Genomic DNA, 21968 nt, shown 5'->3' on the forward strand with positions numbered 1-21968 from the left:
CACAAAGGCTAAGCGACTTAAGGCAGGGTGGGATGGGCATTATCTCACCAAGATTCTGGCTCAAATTCCTACCCCCTCTCGCAAATTGTAAAGAAAGGTATGCGTTTGCCCTACCCGAACAGTTACTCCTGTTTCAAAAGCTGTTTATACAGTTTCCTGAAGCCCTCATCGTACAAAGCTTTGTTGGCCCAAGCAACGGCTTAACCATTTGATTGGGTAGGCATCCTACCTCATTCCACTCATTGAGCTCCTCCTTAGAGCGCTGATGCTCGTATCTTGCTTTTGGCGATACGGCAATTTTTCCATGCCAAACCTCCGAAAGAAGGTTTGGTTTGCAGCAGAAACTTCCTGAAGTCCTAAACCACTATCGTTCCCGAAATCCCCCTTTCTATGTCTATAAAACTCATTTCTACTTCCAATCAAGCTCTGACCACTTTCTTTGGGGCTTCCACCAGTCGATCTGAGTACCAAACTTCTGAGCAATTAGCCGTTATTGATGCTCGGATTGCTGACTTACCAATTTTGCTCGAAGCGATCAGGAAAGGGGTTGCAACGTACGTTGTCGGGCCAGAAGAAGATGCACTCCTTCAAATCACCCGATTACTCTCGGAAACTGGAGCAAAGCATCTGGCACTGGTGGCTCACGGAGAACCCGGTGTCGTACATTTGGGAGGCGAGGCGATCGCACTAGATCAGTTAAAGCGGCGATCGGCTCTACTTCAGGAATGGAGTCTCGAAACCATCAGCCTCTATAGCTGCAACGTTGCCCAGGATGAGCGCTTCATCTCAGAACTGGAGCAGTTGACTGGCGCTAGGGTATTTGGGGCGATCGGAAAGGTCGGTTCTGCGGCTCAAGGTGGAAGCTGGAATATCGAGGAAAAGCCTGCTAAGTCATTTCTTGATCTGGGAGCCATAGCCGCTTATCAACATACTTTAGCGTTCAGTAATGTAAGCATCTCTGGCGCTGGTCCTGATAACATCTTCAACGCAACTGAGGCACAGAGCGTTACCATTTCTGGCAACCTCAGTCTGAATACTGGTAATGGGCAAGATCCTCAAGAAGATGTTTTAGTCGGCATCTACACAACTAGTGGAACACTACTGTATTGGATGATTGTTAATAATCTTTCCAATACTGCAACTTCTTTCACTACAAGCTTAAACCTCAAGCAAGCTATAGGTTCTTACGAAGGTGGCCTGAACTTTCGCTTTTGGCAAGGAACTTATGGGGGAAATGGAAGTTTAGCTTCCCCAAACTATACCAACGGTGCTACGCAAAGTTTACCGAATGAGACCGTTTTTGATGTTGTTCCTGCTGCTAATGGTCAAGGAAATAGAGGGCCTGCTGACAACGGCAATGCCAACAGTATTAGTACGCTTCCCAGCTTTTCAGTTAATACCGTTGCTCCAAGCACTGCCGCAATTAATGCTATTACCTCTCTTAGCAGTGATACGGGCACCACAGGTGACTTTATTACAAATGCTGCTACCCAGAATGTTCAAGGTACCTTCACAGGCTCTCTTGCTGCGGGTGAATCTATTCAAGTCTCTGCTAATGGTGGCGTCACTTGGATAACAGCAACAACTAGCGGGCAAACATGGACAGCCAGTAACGTTACGCTTGTATCTGGAACCAACACCCTACAGACCCGTGTAATCAATAGTGCTGGCAATACAACGAGTGGTGCAACGCGGTCTTATACCCTCGACACAACCGCTCCCACGGTTACTATCGCTAGCAATAGAACAACGTTCAGGGCAGGCGAGACAGCAACGGTTACCTTTACCTTTTCAGAAGCGCCGGTTGGTTTTGATGCGACCGACATTGCTGTTTCAGGGGGAACCATCACGGGGTTAACCGCCACTGCGAATCCTCTGGTTTATACCGCTACCTTCACCCCCACCGCCAACACAAATAGCCTCAGCGGCTCGATCTCAGTCGCATCAGGACGTTTCACAGATACCGCTGCCAACAGTAACACAGTCAGTAATACCCTCCCCATCACTGGCGACACATTAGCTCCCCTAGTCCCCACATTAAGCCTGACTACCGATTCCGGTACCGCTGGTGATAACATCACCAGCTCCGGGGTGATCAGCGTTGCAGGGCTGGAGAACGGTTCCACGCGCCAGTACAGCACGGACAATGGGCAAAACTGGACGACCTTTACGGGCACCAGCTTCACCCTCACCGGTGATGGAACAAAGGCTGTCCTCGTTCGTCAAACTGATGCTGCAGGAAACACTTCCACCTCCAACGCCTTCAATTTCACGCTTGATACGACTGCACTGGCTCCGGGTGTTGCTTTAAACAACGATACAGGTAGCTCGAATACTGACCGAGTCACCAGCAATGGTGCCCTTGCCATCACAGCGGAAAATGGTGCCACGACTCAGTACAGCACTAACGGGGGAACAACCTGGACCAATTCTTTTACACCAGTGGAAGGGAGTAACACTGTCCAGGTGCGCCAAGTTGACGTAGCAGGCAATACCTCTGCAGCCGCCACTTTTACCTTCACGCTGGATACAGGTGCCGTTGCTCCAGGCGTTGCGCTCACCAGCGACACTGGCAGTTCCAACACAGACAGAGTTACCAGCAATGGTGCGCTGACGATCAGTGCCGAGACAGGAGCCACAATTCAGTACAGCACCAACGGAGGTACGAGCTGGAGTAATTCCTTTACACCAGTGGAAGGCAGCAACACCATCCAGGTGCGTCAGATTGATGTAGCAGGCAATACCTCTGCAGCTACCACCTTTACCTTCACCCTGGATACAGGTGCCGTTGCTCCGGGTGTGGCTTTAGCCAACGACACGGGTACCTCCAACAGCGACAGAATCACCAGCAATGGCGTGCTGACGATCAGTACCGAGAGTGGGGCCACGATTCAATACAGCACTAACGGTGGCACTGCTTGGACCAATTCCTTCACGCCTGTGGAAGGCAGCAACACGGTTCAGGTACGGCAAATTGATACCGCAGGTAACATCTCTGCGGCTACCCCCTTCACGTTCACGTTGGATACAGGTGCCGCAGCACCCGGTGTTGCATTGACCAGCGATACGGGTACTTCTAGTAGCGATCGCATTACCCGCAACGGTGCCCTCAGCATCAGCGCTGAGAGTGGCGCTACCGTTCAATACAGCACCAACGGGGGCACCACTTGGACGAATACCTTCACACCCGTGGAAGGTAGCAACACGGTCTTGGTACGGCAAATTGATACCGCAGGTAATACTTCTCCGACTAGCACCTTTGCCTTCACCCTGGATACCACGGCACCTGTCAACCCAACAATCAATGTGATTGCTGGCGATAACATCGTTAATGCAGCGGAAGCAAATGCTGGATTTGTCCTCACCGGTACGACTGAAGCAGGGTCTACCGTAACCCTCAATTTCTTAGGAATTAATCGCACTGCCACAGTAACGGGTAACACCTGGAGCTACGCCGTTACTGGTAGCGATAGTACCCTTCTAGCCAGCCTTCAGGGCCCAGGCAGAACGGTTGTTGTGACGGCAACAGATGTAGCTGGAAATACTACGTCTATTACTTCACAGCCCTTTACAATCGATACCCTTGCACCCGTAGCTCCTGGGGTTGCACTTAGCAGCGACACTGGCAACTCTAATACAGATAGAGTCACCAGTAATGGGGCCCTCTCGATTACGGCAGAAAATGGGGCCACCATTCAATACAGCACGAACGGTAGCTCTACCTGGGCAACCACCTTTACTCCCGTTGAGGGCAACAACACCGTCCAGGTGCGCCAAATTGATGTGGCGGGTAATACCTCCCCGGCTACCACGTTCAACTTCACCCTCGATACCACTGCTGCAGCTCCAGGTGTTGCGCTCACCAGCGACACTGGCAGCTCCAACACTGACCGCGTTACCAGCAACGGAGCGTTAACTGTCAGCGCTGAGAATGGTGCGACGATTCAGTACAGCGCAGACGGAGGCAGCAACTGGAGCAACTCCTTTAACGCCGTAGAAGGTAACAATACCGTTCAGGTGCGCCAGATTGATGCTGCGGGTAACACCTCGTCTGCCACCACCTTCACCTTTACACTGGATACCGGTGCGCTGGCTCCCGGTGTTGCCCTGGCTAATGACACGGGAAGCTCCAGTACCGACCGAATCACCAACAATGGGGCCCTATCCGTTGCTACAGAAACTGGAGCCACCGTTGAATACAGCACAGATGGTGGCAATACCTGGATCACATCCTTCACCCCAGCCGAGGGGAGCAACACCGTCCAGGTACGCCAAGTTGACGGGGCGGGCAATACGTCTCCTGCCACCACTTTCACCTTTACATTAGACACCATTGCGGCCGCTCCGGGGGTCGCACTCACCAATGATACGGGAAGCTCCAGTACTGACAGAGTCACCAGCAACGGTGCCCTCTCGGTTACAGCGGAAACTGGAGCCACGATTCAGTACAGCATTGATGGTGGCAATACCTGGACACCCTCCTTCACCCCGATTGAAGGAAGTAACACAGTTCAAGTACGGCAGGTTGATGTCGCTGGCAACACCTCCGCAGCTACGACTTACACCTTCACCCTGGATACGGGCGTCTTGGCCCCAGGCGTTGCCCTTGCTAACGACACTGGCAGTTCCGACAGCGATCGCATCACCAACAATGGTGCATTAACTATCGCAGCGGAAAACGGTGCAACGGTTCAATACAGCATAGACGGTGGCACCAACTGGACGACCTCCTTCACCCCCGTGGAGGGCAACAACACGGTTCAGGTGCGGCAGATTGATGTGGCTGGCAACACTTCGGCGGCCACAACCTTCACGTTTGTGTTGGATACAGGCGTTATTGCTCCCAGTGTTGCACTCACCACGGATACTGGAAGCTCCAGCACTGACCGAATCACCAGCAATGGTGCGCTGTCCATCACGGCAGAGCCAGGAGCCACGATCCAGTACAGCACCAACGGAGGCACGACCTGGACAAACTCCTTCATTGCCGTTGAAGGTAACAATACGGTTCAGGTGCGCCAAATTGATGTTGCTGGCAATACTTCTGCGGCCACGACCTTCACCTTTGTGTTGGATACAGGGGCGATCGCTCCTAGCGTTGCCCTAACTAGCGATACCGGAAACTCCAATACGGACCGAATTACGAACAACGATGCACTAACCGTTGTGGCAGAAAACGGCGCCACAATTCAATACAGCACTAATGGGGGCAACACCTGGAGCAATACCTTCATCCCAGTTGAAGGTAACAACACCGTTCAGGTGCGTCAGATTGATGGGGCCGGTAACACCTCCCCGGCTACTACCTTTACCTTTACCCTCGACACAACAGTTGTGGCTCCGGGTGTTGCTCTTAGCAATGACACAGGCCCGTCAAACACTGACAGAGTCACTAGCAATGGTGCGCTGAGTATCACAGCAGAAAATGGTGCCACAATTCCATACAGCACCGATGGTGGAAACGGTTGGAGCAATACCTTCACTCCAGTTGAAGGCAGCAACACAGTCCAAGTACGCCAGATTGACATAGCTGGGAATACCTCTGCTGCCACTAGCTTTACCTTCACTCTAGATACAGGTGTGGTTGCTCCAGGTGTTGCTTTGAGCAATGATACTGGCAGTTCTAACACCGACCGAATTACCAACAATGGTGCCCTCTCTATTACAGCGGAAGATGGTGCCACAATTCAATACAGTACCGATGGTGGCACAACTTGGTCACCTACCTTCACAGCAGTTGAAGGGAACAACACAGTTCAGGTGCGTCAGATTGATGTCGCCGGTAACACTTCTCCTGCTACCACTCTTACCTTCACCCTCGACACAACGGTTGTGGCTCCGGGTGTCGCTCTTAGCAATGATACAGGTCCGTCAAATACAGACAGAGTTACTAGCAATGGTGCGCTGAATATTACAGCAGAAAATGGCGCCACGATTCAATACAGCACCGATGGTGGAAACAACTGGGCCACCTCCTTCACTCCGGTTGAGGGCAACAATACCGTTCAGGTACGGCAGGTTGACGTAGCCGGTAACACTTCTCCTGCCACTAGTTTCACCTTCACCTTAGATACAGGTGTGGTTGCTCCGGGTGTTGCTTTGAGCAATGACACTGGCAGCTCCAACACTGACCGAATTACCAACAATGGTGCCCTCTCTGTTACAGCAGAGGATGGTGCCACAATTCAATACAGTACCGATGGTGGTACGACCTGGACACCTACCTTTACTCCTGTTGAAGGTAGCAACACAGTTCAGGTGCGCCAGATTGATGTCGCCGGTAACACTTCTCCTGCTACCACCTTTACCTTCACCCTTGATACAACTGTTGCGGCTCCAGGTGTTGCTCTTAGCAATGACACAGGCCCGTCAAATACCGACAGAGCCACCAGTAATGGTGCCCTCTCTGTTACAGCGGAAAATGGCACCACGATTCAATACAGCACCGACGGTGGCACGACCTGGACACCTACCTTCACAGCAGTTGAAGGCAGCAACATAGTCCAAGTGCGACAAGTTGATGTCGCGGGTAATACTTCTGCTTCCACTAGTTTCACCTTTACCTTGGATACAGGTGTTGTTGCTCCCAGTGTTGCTTTAACCAGTGATACTGGCAGCTCCACCACCGACCGAATCACCAATAATGGTGCCCTCTCTGTTACACCGGAGACCGGTGCTACTGTTCAATACAGCACCGATGGTGGAAATAATTGGACACCCTCCTTCACTCCGGTTGAAGGCAGCAACACAGTTCAGGTGCGACAGATTGATGTCGCCGGTAACACTTCTCCTGCTACCACCTTTAACTTCACCCTCGACACAACTGTTGCGGCTCCGGGTGTCGCTCTTAGCAATGATACAGGTCCGTCAAATACCGACAGAGTTACTAGCAATGGTGCGCTGAATATTACAGCAGAAAATGGCGCTACGATTCAATACAGCACCGATGGTGGAAACAACTGGGCCACCTCCTTCACTCCGGTTGAGGGCAACAATACCGTTCAGGTACGGCAGGTTGACGTAGCCGGTAACACTTCTACTGCCACTAGTTTCACCTTCACTTTAGATACAGGTGTCGTTGCTCCGGGCGTTGCTTTAACCAGTGATACTGGCAGTTCCACCACTGACCGAATTACTAATAATGGGGCCCTCTCTGTTACAGCGGAGGATGGTGCCACAATTCAATACAGTACCGATGGTGGTACGACCTGGACACCTTCCTTTACTCCTGTTGAAGGTAGCAATACAGTTCAGGTGCGACAGGTTGATGTCGCGGGTAACGTCTCCACAGCTACCACCTTTAACTTCACCCTTGATACAGCCGTTGTTGCTCCAGGTGTTGCTCTTAGCGATGACACAGGTCCTTCAAACACTGACAGAATCACCAGCAATGGTGCGCTAAGCATCACCGCGGAAAATGGCGCAACGATTCAATACAGCACCGATGGTGGAAATAATTGGACCACTTCCTTTACTCCGGTTGAAGGCAACAACACGGTTCAGGTGCGACAGGTTGATGTCGCGGGTAACGTCTCCACAGCTACTACCTTCAATTTCACCCTGGATGCCGGTGTTGTCGCTCCAGTGGTTGCGTTGGCTAGTGATACTGGTATCTCTAGCAGCGATCGCATCACCAACAATGGTGCATTAAGCATCACGGCAGAAAATGGCGCCACAATTCAATACAGCACCGATGGCGGAAGCACCTGGGGTACCTCCTTTGCTCCAGGTGAAGGCACTAACACCATTCAGGTGCGCCAAATTGATGTAGCTGGCAACATTTCTCCTGCTGCTAGCTTCACCTTCGTCCTCGATACAATAGTTGCCGCTCCGGGAATTGCGTTGGCCAATGACACAGGCACATCCAATACCGATAGGGTGACTAGTGACGCTGCACTTGCTATTACGGCAGAGAGTGGGGCCACAATTCAGTACAGCATCGATGGTGGCACAAACTGGACAACGAATTTCACCCCCGTTGAGGGCAACAACACGGTTCAAGTGCGCCAGATTGATGTGGCGGGTAATACGTCCACGGCCACGACCTTTACCTTCACGCTGGATACGGGTGCTGTGGCTCCGGGTGTTGCTTTAGTTAGCGACACGGGTAGTTCCAATACTGACAGAATTACGAACAGCGGTGCCCTGGCTATCAGTGCAGAAACCGGTGCGACGATCCAGTACAGCACCAACGGGGGCACAACCTGGACAAACTCCTTTACGCCGGTCGAAGGTAACAACACGGTTCAAGTGCGCCAGATTGATGCAACGGGTAATATTTCTGCTCCAACGACCTTTAGCTTTACTCTGGATACGGTTGCAGCCGCTCCGGGTGTTGCACTGGCGAACGACACTGGCCCATCCAATGCTGACAGAGTGACCAGCGATGGCACCCTGACTATTGCTGCTGAACCAGGAGCGACCATCCAGTACAGCACCAACGGGGGGACGACCTGGACAAACTCCTTTACCCCAATTGAAGGCAACAATACCGTTCTAGTGCGGCAGGTTGATATTGCGGGTAATACCTCTGCCACCAATAGCTTTACCTTTACGCTGGATACGGGTGTTGTGGCTCCGGGTATTGATTTGAATAGTGATACCGGTAGCTCCAATACCGACAGAATCACGAGCAATGGTGCACTGTCCATTACGACAGAGACAGGTGCCACCGTCGAGTACAGCACGAATGGGGGGACGACCTGGACAAACACCTTTACACCCGTGGAAGGCAGTAATACCGTTCTGGTACGGCAGACCGATACATCTGGTAATACTTCTACGGCTACGAGCTTCACCTTTACCCTTGATACAACGGTGGCTGCTCCTGGGGTTGCGCTGACCAATGACACCGGCCCCTCTAATACCGACCGAGTGACGGGTGATGGTGCGTTGGCGATCGCCGCTGAAAATGGTGCCACGATTCAATACAGCACCAATGGTGGCTCTACCTGGAGCAATGCCTTCACACCAGTAGAAGGCAGTAACACCGTTCAGGTGCGGCAGATTGATGTCGCGGGTAACACCTCTGCGGCTACCACCTTCACATTCACCCTGGATACAGGAGTAGTGGCTCCGGGTGTTGCTTTGAGCAATGACACTGGAAGTTCTAATACCGACCGAATCACGAACAATGGCGCGCTGACTATTACGGCGGAGCCGGGAGCGGCTGTTCAATACAGCATCAACGGCGGCACGACCTGGACAAATTCTTTCACTCCTGTTGAAGGAAGCAACACGGTTCAGGTGCGGCAGATTGATGAATCTGGCAACATCTCTCCTGCTGCTAGCTTGAACTTTACCCTTGATACGATCGCAATCGCTCCGGGTGTTGCGCTGACTAATGACACGGGACTATCCAATAACGATAGAGTCACCAGCGATGGCGCACTCTCCATCACAGCCGAAACTGGATCGACCATCCAGTACAGCACGAACGGGGGAACAACCTGGACGACTTCCTTCACTCCGGTCGAAGGCAACAACACCGTTCTGGTACGTCAAATTGATGTCGCAGGCAATACCTCTGCGGCTACAAGCTTTGCTTTCACCCTGGATTCAGGCGTGGTTGCACCCGGTGTTGCTTTAACCAGTGATACTGGCAGCTCCAATACCGACAGAATTACAAACACTGGTGCGTTGAGCATTACGACGGAGCCGGAAGCGACTGTCCAATACAGCATCAACGGCGGTACGACCTGGACAAATACCTTCACTCCGGTGGAAGGAAATAACACGGTTCTGGTGCGGCAGATTGATGGTTCTGGGAATACTTCTGCGGCTACGAGCTTTAATTTCACCCTCGATACCACAGTTGTTGCTCCGGGTGTTGCTTTGGCTAATGACACGGGCACATCCAACACCGACCGAATCACGAGCGATGGCACCCTGACTATTGGGGCAGAAAATGGGGCCACGGTCCAGTACAGCACCAATGGAGGCACCACCTGGCTCACCACCTTCACACCGGTCGAAGGTAACAACACCATTCAGGTGCGCCAGATTGATGTGGCTGGCAATATCTCCTCGGCTACCAGCTTTACCTTTACGCTCAATACGGATGTAACATCTCCGGGTGTTGCGCTCACCAACGATACTGGGAGTTCCAATACGGACAGAATTACCCGAGATGGGGCGCTGTCTATTACGGCTGGAAATGGTGCCACAATCGAGTACAGCACCAACGGGGGGCAAACCTGGACGACGTCCTTTACCCCCGTGGAAGGTAACAACACCGTTCTGGTGCGTCAACTGGATGAGGCTGGAAATGCCTCCGTTGCCACGAGCTTTGCGTTTACTCTGGATACCACGGTTGCGGCTCCGGGTGTTGCTTTAACCAGCGACACGGGTACATCCAATACGGACCGGATCACTGACAATGGGGCACTCTCCATCACGGCGGAAACGGGAGCTGCAATCCAATACAGTATTGACGGTGGTACGACTTGGGCAGCTTCCTTCACCCCGATTGAAGACAACAACGCTGTTCAGGTCCGTCAGATTGATGTGGCTGGCAATACCTCTACTGCCACCAGCTTCAGCTTCACCCTGGATACAGGGGTTGTCGCTCCAGGGGTGGCGCTGGCGAATGATACAGGTAGCTCCAACACCGACCGAATTACTCGCAATGGGGCACTATCCGTTACGGCGGAAACCGGAGCGACCATCCAGTACAGCACCAATGGAGGTGCAACCTGGCTGACCTCTTTTACCCCTGCCCCTGTAGAAGGCAGTAACACCGTTCTAGTACGGCAGATTGATACATCTGGCAATATCTCTGCGGCAACGAGCTTCACCTTTAGCCTGGATACGATCGCCACAGCTCCAAGTGTTGCCTTACTCAATGACACCGGTAGCTCGAATACCGATAGAGTGACCAGCGACGGTGCCCTATCCATTACGGCGGAAGATGGAGCCACAATCCAGTACAGCACCAACGGGGGGACAACCTGGACAAACTCCTTCACCCCAGTCGAAGGTAACAATACCGTTCAGGTGCGGCAGGTTGATGTGGCTGGCAACACTTCCGCAGCAACCAGCTTTAGCTTCACCCTCGATACTGGGGCACTGGCTCCGGGTGTTGCGCTAACGAACGATACGGGTGGCTCCAATACCGACAGAATCACCAACAATGGTGCTCTGAACATCAGCGCGGAGACAGGATCAACGATCCAGTACAGCACTGACGGGGGAACAACCTGGAGCACTACTTTTACCCCGGTTGAGGGCAACAACACGATTCAGGTGCGGCAGATTGATCTGCTGGGCAATACCTCTGCGGCCACAAGCTTCACCTTTACCCTGGACACGATCGCGCCCGATACTCCAACCATTGGGGCGATCGCGGGAGACAACGTTATCAGTGTGCTCGAATCCACCAACGGCGTTGTTCTCACCGGCTCTGCTGAATCTGGTGCTACGGTCAACCTCAATATTGGTGGGTTTATTCGGACCGTAACGGCTGCCAACGGAAGCTGGAGCTATACCCTCACCAACACGGAGATCAGTGGCCTGGGTCAGGGGACAAGAACTGTTACGGCAACGGCTACAGATGCCGCTGGCAATATCAGCACTCAATTGTCTCAAACCTTTGCGATTGAAACGCTAATCCCAACGACTGCAAGCTTAAGCTTGGGCCTGGATTCTGGTAACTCCAGCAACGACGGCATCACGAACTCGGGTTTAGTGAATGTATCGGGGCTGCAGGCGGGTTCCATCCGGGAGTACAGCACCGACAATGGGCAGACCTGGATTACTTTTACGGGTACGAGCTTCACTCTGACCGATGATGGGGCAAAGTCGGTAGTTGTGCGCCAAACCGATGAGGCTGGTAACATCTCTATCTCTCCAGCCCTGAGTTTTGTCCTCGATACCACGGCTCCGACCCAGACGGCTACGGTCATCCGCATGACCCGGGATACGGGAGCCTCTGCTACGGACTTTCTCACAACGGATGGTGCGGCTGGACGTACCTACACGGGTGTTCTCTCGGGGGCTTTGGGAACTGGAGAAACGTTGCAAATCTCTGTAGATGGCGGTACGACCTGGACGAATGCGACGGTTAACGGAACCAACTGGACGTTTAACGACACCATCGCTAAGAACGGCAACTGGAGCATTCAAACTCGTGTCGTTGATACCGCTGGAAACACGGGAACGGTAACATCGCAGCCCGTCATCCTCGACACATTGGCGCCGACCCAAACCGCTGTCGTCACCTCCATGACCAAGGATACGGGCGACTCAGCAACCGACTTCATCACCACAGACGGTACGGCTGGGCGCACCTACACCGGCACTCTCTCGGCTGCCTTGGGGAATGGGGAAACATTGCAAGTTTCGCTGGATGGCGGTGCTAGCTGGAGCAGTGCAACGGTTACAGGAACAACCTGGACGTTCGACGACACTATCGCTAAGAACGGCAACTGGAATATTCAAACCCGTGTTGTTGACACGGCGGGAAACACTGGAACGGTAACATCCCAACCCGTCATCCTTACCAATGCGGTAGTGTCGCAGACCGCTACCGTGACATCCATGACGCGGGATACGGGGGTTTCTGCCACTGACTTCATCACTAGTGATGGCACCGCTGGACGCATCTACACCGGTACTCTCTCTGCGGCATTGGGTGTAAATGAGTCGCTGCAAGTTTCAGTGGATGGCGGTGCTACCTGGGCAAATGCGGCGGTTACAGGAACAACCTGGACCTTCGATGACACCATTGCCAAGAGCGGGAATTGGAACATCCAAACTCGTGTGATTGATGATGCCGGGAACACCGGAACGGTAACATCTCAAGCTGTCATTCTGGACAACGGATTACCGACGCAAACAGCCACGGTCATTTCAATGACGCGGGACACAGGGGTATTCGCCAACGACTTCATTACGAATGATGGTGCCGCTGGACGCACCTACACCGGTACTCTCTCTGCAGCTCTGGGGACTGGAGAAACGTTGCAAATCTCCGTAGATGGCGGCGCTACCTGGGTGAATGTAGCGGTCAACGGAACCAACTGGACGTTCAACGACAGCACGGCGAAGAACGACAACTGGTCTATCGAAACCCGGGTTGTTGATGTTGCTGGAAATGTTGGGGCGATCGCCTCACAACCTGTCATTCTCGACATGGTCGCACCGACCCAAACCGCTGTCGTCACCTCCATGACCAAGGATACGGGCGACTCGGCAACCGACTTCATTACCGAGGATGGTACGGCTGGGCGCATTTATACCGGCACCCTCTCGGCGGCTCTGGATGCCAATGAGACGTTACAAGTTTCTGTGAATGGTGGCGTGACCTGGAGCAGTGCAACGGTTAGCGGAACCACCTGGACGTTTAACGACACCATCGCTAAAAGCGGCAGCTGGAGCATCCAAACCCGCATTGTAGATACCGCCGGTAACATCGGAACGGTTATCTCCCAACCCGTCATTCTCAACAACGCGCCCCTGCCCCAAACCGCGACCATTACATCAATGACGAAGGATACGGGGGTTTCTACCACGGACTTCATCACCAGTGATGGCACTGCTGGACGGACTTATACAGGCAGCCTCCTGGCAACCTTGGGTGCAGATCAAACCCTGGAAATTTCTGTCGATGATGGTGTGACCTGGTCCAGTGCCACCGTTAACGGCACTACCTGGACGTTTGATGACACCACAGCCAAGAGTGGCGACTGGAGCATCCAAACCCGCATTGTCGATGCTACTGGCAACAGCGGTACTGTGACATCCCAGTTGGTCACCCTCGACACGGCCGCTCCTACGCAGACGGCGACGGTTACCAGCATGACCCGAGATACCGGGGCTTCTGCTACCGACTTCATTACCGAGGATGGTGCCGCTGGGCGCACCTACACGGGTACCCTCTCCGCTGCCTTAGGTGCAGATGAAACCTTACAAGTCTCCGTGAATGGTGGCATTACCTGGAGCAGTGCAACGGTTAACGGAACTGCCTGGACGTTCAATGACACCCTTGCTAAAAACAGCAACTGGAGCATTCAAACTCGTGTTATCGATACCGCGGGGAACACCGGAACGGTAAACTCCCGGACGGTGATCCTCGACACGGTGGCTCCTACCCAAACCGCTGTCGTCACCTCCATGACCCGAGATACGGGCGTTTCTGCCACCGACTTCATCACTACAGATGGAGCCGCTGGACGGACATACACCGGCACCCTCTCTGCAGCCCTGGGAAATGGGGAAACGTTGCAAATCTCGGTGGATGGAGGCACGACCTGGAGCAGTGCAACGGTTACGGGAACCACCTGGACGTTTAACGACACCATCGCTAAGAACGGCAACTGGAACATCCAAACCCGTGTTATTGACACGGCAGGGAATACCGGAACGGTGACATCCCGATCGGTGATTCTTTCCAATACAGTGTTGGCCCAAACCGCGACCGTCACGTCCATGACGCGGGATACAGGGGTTTCTGCTACCGACTTCATCACTAGTGATGGTGCTGCTGGGCGGACCTACACCGGTACCCTGTCTGCGGCGCTGGGTGTCGGTGAAACTCTACAAGTTTCGGTGAATGGTGGCACAACATGGGTTAACGCCAACGCTACGGGCACGAGCTGGACGTTTGTAGATAACGCGGCCAAGACGGGCAACTGGAACATCCAGACCCGCGTCACCAACACGGCTGGAAATGTTGGGGCTATTACAACCCGAGCCGTGACCCTGGATGTTGCAGCTCCCAACGTGCCCACTATCAACGCAGTGGCAGGGGATGGCCGGGTGAATGCTACTGAGCGGGCCGCTGGCGTGACCGTCAGCGGAACAGCGGAAGCGAATAGCCGCCTGAACGTTACCTGGGGGAACACAACCCTCACAACCACGACGGGCGGCAACGGTGCCTGGAGCCTGATATTTAACAACAACCAGATTCCCGCTGATGGCAATACCACGATTAGCGTCACTGCCCAGGATGCGGCAGGTAACACCAGCCCTGCTGCTACCCGCGCCGTTGCCATTGATACGGCGATCGCCACTCCCACCATTACAGCGATTGGCGGACCTGATAGCATCGTTGGCCCGACAGCCGGAGACGGCCAGGTCGTGGGAACAGCCGAAGCGAACAGTACCGTGAGTCTGTTTTTTGGAACGACCCTGCTGGGTACTGTCGTTGCCGACGCCTCAGGGAACTGGAGCTATGCTCTGACTGCGGCGAACATCACCACCCTGGGTCAGGGGAACAACAAGGCGCTTACTGTCACCGCCCGGGATGCCGCCGGTAACCTTTCCACGCCCAGTACTCCCTTCACCTTTACAGTCGCGACTCTGCTTCCTGGAGCCCCCACCATTAGCAGCATTGGAGGTACCGACAGCATTGTCAGCGGCCTTGCTGGAGATGCGGTAGTGGCCGGTACAGCGGTAGCCAATGCGACCGTTACCCTGTTCCTCGGAAGCGCTCCGCTAGCTACGACGGTGGCCAATGCGAACGGTAACTGGGCTTACCCATTAACTGCTGCAGACTTAGCCCTGATTGGTCAAGGCGGAGGCAAGAGCCTGACCGCGAGTGTGCGGGATCTTTTGGGAAATACCTCACCGCTGAGCACGGCCTTCCCCTTTGCCGTCGATACGATCGCCCCATCTGTTCCCACGATTGGAGCGATCGCCACCGACAACATCATCAACCTGGCCGAATTTACCGCTGGGGTTGTCCTGACGGGCAGCACGGAGGCAGTATCTAGCGTCACCCTCAATGTGGCTGGGCAAACCCGTATGGCCACCATGAACGGCACTACCTGGAGCTATACCCTATCCAACGCTGATATCCTCAGCCTGGGTCAAGGACCGGGCAGAACCGTCACCGTTACCAGTCGAGACATTGCGGGCAATGCCACTAGCACCACCTCCCCTGTCTTTACGATTGACACGGTGCCGCCCACGGGTGTGGCGATCGCCCCCATTGCCACCAATAACATCATCGATGCCACAGAAGCCACTACCGGGGTTGTGCTAAGCGGGACAACGGAAGCAGGTTCTACTGTTAGCTTGAGTCTCGGAGGACAAACCCGTAGCGCGACGGTGAATGGCACCACCTGGAGCTACACCCTGACAGCCCAAGACTTGAGCAACTTGGGTGAAGGGGGTGGTAAGACCGTCACCGTGACCGCAACGGATGCTGTTGGCAATACCACAACCCTATCCTCCGCTGCGTTTACCATTGATACACTGCGCCCTGGAGCACCAACGATTGGGGCGATCGCCACCAACAACGAGATCAACGCAGCCGAAGCTGCGGCCGGGGTTGTCCTTAGCGGCACCCTGGAGGCTGGGGCTCTGATTACCCTGAACATTGGCGGACAGACCCGTACTGCCACCGTGAATGGTACGACCTGGAGCTATACCCTCTCAGCCCAAGACTTAGCCAACCTGGGCGAAGGAGCCAATCGAGTCGTAACGGTCACAGCTAGCGATACCGCTGGAAACGCTAGCTCGACCACCTCTCAACCCTTTGCCATTGACACCATTGCCCCTACGGCACCCCAGTTAAGCGCGGCTGATTTGGATGAAAATAATGCTCCCAATGCGTTGGTTGCAACCCTTTCGGCAACGGATAGCAATCCCGTCACCTACACTCTGGTTGCGGGCTTGGGTGCTGATGACAACGCCGCCTTCACCCTCACGGGTAACCAACTGCGGATCAACGACAGAGCAAACTTTGAAACTCAAGCCAACTACAGCATTCGGATTCGAGCTACCGATGTTGCGGGAAATACGATTGAGGTCACGCAGACCATCACGGTTAACGATCGCAACGAGGCCCCCACGGCGATCGCCCTCAGCGGTAACACCGTCGCTGAGAACGTTGCAGGAGCCATTATTGGCACTCTGACCGTGGCCGATCCTGATACCCTGGCAGCCTTCCAAAACAACACAGTGACCGTCAGCGACAACCGCTTTGAAGTGGTGAATAACGCGGGTGTGTTGCAGCTTCAGCTCCAGGCCAACCAATCCCTGAACTATGAAGCCATTACCAACGGGCAACTCAATCTCACGTTAACGGCTCAGGATGCCAACACCCCCACCCTGAGCTATAGCACTGCCGTTGCTCTGACGGTCACGAACGTTGACGAACTGCCTACGGCGATCGCTCTGAGTAACACCACCATTGCTCAAAACCAGCCGGGTGCCATTGTCGGTAACCTGACCATTACAGACCCCGATGTGATTGCGGCATTCCGCAATTACAACCTGACGGTCAGCGATAGCCGCTTTGAAATTGTTGAGGTCAACGGCGTTCTTCAGCTTAAGTTAAAGAGTACTGAGGCGGTCGTGAATCAGGGCCGTACCCAGGCACGTGTGCCGCTGACAGTGACCCTTGCCGCTGGCAACAATCCCAATGCGACGATCACTCAAACCTTCCTGGTATTCGCAATCGGAGAAATTGTTGACCGCACTCTCCGAACTACCCCCGTGTTTGACAACATTTTGCCGGCGGCAGGTTCCGATACGGTAATCGCGACAGTACCGACGATTCGGCAAAATGATCAGCTGGATGGAGGGCTTGGGAGCGATCGCCTACTCCTCTCAGAAGGAACCAGAGCCACCTCTCTCCAACTGACCCTGAATACACCCAATGATCAGTTGCAAGGCATTCCGGGTCTTAGCGTGAAGAACTTTGAGCGATTTGGATTCTCACAGTATGGTGGCACGCTCACATTGACTGGCAGCCTCCAGGGTGACCTGGTTAATAGCGGCTGGGGAAATGACAGCCTGAATGGGGACGGTGGCAATGATAGCCTTCAGGCCGGTCGGGGCAATGACACCGCATGGGGCGGTGTGGGACTGGATCTGCTGAGGGGCGAGATTGGTAACGATCGCCTTCTGGGTGGGGATGGCGACGATTCGCTCTATGGTTGCGCGGACAACGACACTCTGTTTGGCGGATTAGGCCAGGATTTAGTAGGAGGCAATAATGGTAATGACCTCCTGGATGGAGGGGCCGACAACGATACGATTTATGGGGGTCTGGGCAGAGACACACTCCTGGGTGGTTTGGGCAACGATCGCCTGGAAGGAAACGGCAGTAGCGATCGCCTTTCCGGGGATGCCGGTAATGACACCCTGCTCGGAGGTGCTGGAATAGACGCCTTACTGGGCGGTAGCGGAAACGATACGCTCAACGGGCAGGCGGGTGATGATCGCCTGGATGGTGGGAGTGGCGACGACTTGCTGTCTGGCGGCACCGGCAGGGATGTGATTGCTACTGGAACAGGGCGCGATCGCCTGGTTCTCCAACCCCACCAGGGCCTTGATCAGGTCACTGATTTCGCTGACGGCCTGGATCGCATCGTATTGGGTAACTTCCGCTTTGAAGACCTGACGATTCGACAGCAGCAGGGTGGTGTTCTCATTTCCCGAGGAGGCGATCGGCTTCTCCTGCTGGATAACCTGAACACTCGACAAATTACCCGCGCGGATTTCGTCTAACCCGCTCAGCCCGTGATGAGGGGTGGTGCTTTGCACCACTTCTCATCACATAGCAGAACGCAGCTGTCGATTACTTCTAGTTGGTATAGCCGCTCGTGATCGAGCTAACCTCGGTCTGGAATAAGCTGAAGTGCCTATTTTGGTGTACGTGCTACGCACACCAAAATGGGCATTTTGGTTGTGTGTAACCCTTAACCCACCTAAAGACAGAACAATATGCCAACCATCTTTGCGTGCAACACGTTTAATTGAAGAAGTGCCATTATCTATATCTATCCAGACTTCACCACCATGCCGCACTTATTCGAACCGTTTACCCATCGGGGCGTTACCCTTCGCAATCGCACCGCCGTTTCTTCCATGTGTCAATATTCCAGCGAGAATGGCTTTGCTAACGATTGGCATCTGGTTCATCTGGTTAGCCGTGCCACAGGTGGTGCAGGGTTGGTGATGACCGAAGCGGCCGCTGTCACGCCCGAAGGCCGCATCACCCCTCAAGACTTGGGGATCTGGCAAGACGCACACATTGAAAAGTTGGCGCAGATCGTCGAGCTGATTCATCGTAATGGCGCAGCCGCGGGTATTCAACTGGCTCACGCCGGTCGCAAAGCCAGCACCTCCCCACCCTGGGAAGGCGGAAACGTGCTTTCTGACGCCGAGGGAGGTTGGGCTGTAGTTGCTCCTGGTACGGTTCCGTTTCAGCCGGATGGCTTGGATGCGATCGCCCTCACCACGGAAGCCATTCAAGCCCTTACCCAATCCTTTGTGGATGCCGCTCAACGTTCTCTTAACGCAGGCTTTGACATCATCGAAATTCACGCCGCCCACGGCTATCTGCTGCATGAATTTCTATCTCCCCTGAGTAATCAGCGAACCGATGAATATGGTGGCAGTTTTGAAAATCGTATTCGGCTCCTCTGTGAGGTGGTGCAAGCGGTGCGTAATGTTCTGCCCGACTCACGGCCCCTATGGGTACGAATTTCTGCTACCGACTGGTTACCCAACGGTTGGGACATTGAGCAGAGCGTTGAGCTTAGCCATAAGCTCCAATCCCTCGGCGTGGATTTGATCGACTGTTCCTCCGGCGGCATCATGCCGGGTGAAAAAATTCCTGTGGGTGCTGGCTATCAGACGCCTTTTGCCGATCGCATTCGTCGGGATGCCAACATTGCCACAGGTGCGGTTGGCATGATTACGACCGCATCTCAAGCCGATCACATCATTCGGACAGGACAGGCTGATATCGTGTTGCTGGCCCGAGAATTGCTACGCGATCCCTACTGGCCCCTACGAGCTGCAAAACAATTGCATCAACCGGTTCCTACTCCCGTTCAGTACGCTCGCGCCTGGGGATAGTGCATCCTCTCTGCTGTTGCGAAGCGACGGTAAAAAAGGATTCTGAACCCTGTTCCAGGCGTGTAGTGAATGCAAGGGACATCTACCAACTGCACGTCTGGAACATCGATGGGTTTTGGGTACAGGATGTGAGTATCGCTATAATGGCGAGGGCAAAATTCAAATAACAATTTGATGGACGAGCGACGGCAATTACTACACGATCTGGACGATCGCATTGAGTCCAGAGTTCAAGCCATCCGGGCAGAACGCGATTGGTGGCCCTGCCAGCGAGGGTGCGATCATTGCTGCCGTCACCTTGCCCATCCGCCTGAGCTCAGTGCCGTCGAGTGGGAACGGGTTGATGCAGCCGTTGCATTACTCTCAACAACGGAGCAAATGGTTGTCAAACAAAGGATTGAGCATCTTTTAGAACAAATTGCAGACGGTACCCTTAGCTCAGCCGTTGTTTGTCCATTTCTCAACGAATCAGAGGGAGCCTGCCGCATTTATGACTCCCGTCCGATCGCCTGCCGAACCTATGGCTTTTTTGTAGCCCGTAGTCATGATCAGTACTGCAAACAAATTGAGGGTGAAGTGAGCGATCGCCCAGACGACCTCATCATCTGGGGCAATGCAGACGCGATCAGCAACGACATTAAGCGGATTAGCGGTGAACCCATTCCTTTTGACGTGCATTATGGCTGAAAGTTCAGAGGAAAGGGACACAAAGCGCCCCTTTCCTCTGAACTTTCGATCGTTTTCGATTCACTGTGATTGGTGTGGAAGAGGCATTTTGTATCCCTTTCATGTCAATCAAAAGATTAAAGCCTTCGAGTGTAATTATCAGCGGGGGCTAATTCCGGATGAGTCTTCCATACCATACGCCGCAGCCTGGGTAACTGTTGGGCATAGAAGACAGCCACCACAACACAAATTGTTCCGTTAATGACGACGGTAGCAGGTGCACCAATCCAGCTCACAAGGGCACCTTGAAATAAATTACCAAAGGAGATCATACCCAGGAACGACATGATGTAGATGCTCATGACTCGCCCCCGCATTTCATCAGGAACCAGGGTTTGAATAACAGTATTACTGGAAGCAGATTGTAAAAGTGAACCGAAGCCAATAATGGCAAGCAACAAAGCTGAGAGCCAGACTGAGCGGGATGCCGCAAAGCAGATCATACCTAAACCATAAATGATAGGAGCGATCGCGATAAACAACCCTAGACCCCGTACTTCTCGGCGTAAACTCAGTTGAGCTGCTGCAATTAATGAACCCACACCGGATGCCGCCATTAATAATCCCAGTGTGTTTTCATTACCATGCAAAATTTCATTGGAAAAGACGGGAAGAATGACAACAAAGTTTACCCCCAAGAAACTAACGAGCGCAACCATAGTCAAAATAGAGCGAACCGGAGGATATCCGAAGGTGTAGGCAAATCCCTCTTTCAAATGCTGCACAACACTCGATAGCGTAAAGGATTCCTGAGAATTCGCCTTTGTCTTCGGTTGCAGACGCATCGCCATAAGAGCGAGCAGAACAGCGAAATAGCTTATCCCATCAATCAGAAAGCAATAGCCCGCACCAACGCTGGCCAGCAATAACCCACCAATGGCAGGGCCAACTAACCTGGCCCCATTAAACATAGAAGAGTTGAGGGCGATCGCATTCAGCAAATTTTCCTTGCGTTCCACAATCTCGGGTACAAAGGCCTGGCGAGTCGGTGCATCGATGGCATTCACAATGCCTTGAAATAGGCTCAACGCGATGATATGCCAGATTTGAATGGTCCCCGTTAAAGTGAGGATTGCCAGTGCAAACGACTGGAGCATCGATAGCGCCTGCGTCACGATGAGCGTGCGTTGATGGTTCCAGCGATCGCTCAACACCCCTCCAAAGGGAACCAGCACCAAATTTGGTACCTGACTCGCAAAACCTACAACTCCCAGTAACACAGGCGACTGGGTCAAGTGATACACCAGCCAAATCATCGCCACCATCGTAATCCAGGTGCCGACCAGGGAAAGCCCCTGCCCCATAAAAAACAGCCGATAATTTCTCGACTGAAAAGCTGGAAATGATAGGGTCGATTTAATGGAATTCAAAGTTAACGTACCTTTTAAGCTAAATCTAATTGAATCGATAGGATGCGCTATCAGGAG

At 53.5% G+C, this 21968-nt stretch carries 4 protein-coding genes; 3 read left to right on the top strand and 1 reads right to left on the bottom strand.

What is annotated here, in order from left to right:
• The first annotated feature begins 390 nt into the window (after nucleotides 1-390).
• The 3 genes from NDI52_RS26910 to NDI52_RS26920 all read left to right on the top strand — a co-directional run bounded on the left by NDI52_RS26910 (nucleotide 391) and on the right by NDI52_RS26920 (nucleotide 20502).
• Entirely contained in the window at nucleotides 391-18459 is an 18069-nt protein-coding gene (locus NDI52_RS26910) for an Ig-like domain-containing protein (RefSeq protein ID WP_348256587.1), read from the top strand.
• A 291-nt stretch (nucleotides 18460-18750) separates the two neighbouring features.
• The gene (locus NDI52_RS26915; protein ID WP_190771263.1) at nucleotides 18751-19815 is read left to right on the top strand and encodes an NADH:flavin oxidoreductase/NADH oxidase; all 1065 of its coding nucleotides are present in this window, start codon (nucleotides 18751-18753) and stop codon (nucleotides 19813-19815) included.
• Nucleotides 19816-19989: 174 nt separating this feature from the next.
• Nucleotides 19990-20502 carry a YkgJ family cysteine cluster protein gene (locus NDI52_RS26920; RefSeq protein ID WP_190771264.1) on the top strand — a complete coding sequence of 171 codons (513 nt, stop codon included), beginning with the start codon at nucleotides 19990-19992 and terminating at the stop codon, nucleotides 20500-20502.
• A gap of 116 nt (nucleotides 20503-20618) precedes the next feature.
• Here NDI52_RS26920 and NDI52_RS26925 read toward each other — a convergent pair whose 3' ends face one another.
• Nucleotides 20619-21911: an MFS transporter gene (locus NDI52_RS26925; RefSeq protein ID WP_348256588.1), complete on the bottom strand. Its 1293-nt coding sequence runs from the start codon at nucleotides 21909-21911 to the stop codon at nucleotides 20619-20621.
• Between the last annotated feature and the right edge of the window lie 57 nt (nucleotides 21912-21968).

It is taken from the genome of Leptolyngbya sp. PL-A3 (assembly GCF_039962325.1).
In the GTDB taxonomy this organism is placed as follows: domain Bacteria; phylum Cyanobacteriota; class Cyanobacteriia; order Elainellales; family Elainellaceae; genus Vacuolonema.

Excerpts from the sequence above, each read along its gene's own strand:
- NDI52_RS26910 (WP_348256587.1), top strand. The coding sequence starts at position 391 with ATGTCTATAAAACTCATTTCTACTTCCAATCAAGCTCTGACCACTTTC.
- NDI52_RS26915 (WP_190771263.1), top strand. The coding sequence starts at position 18,751 with ATGCCGCACTTATTCGAACCGTTTACCCATCGGGGCGTTACCCTTCGC.
- NDI52_RS26920 (WP_190771264.1), top strand. The coding sequence starts at position 19,990 with ATGGACGAGCGACGGCAATTACTACACGATCTGGACGATCGCATTGAG.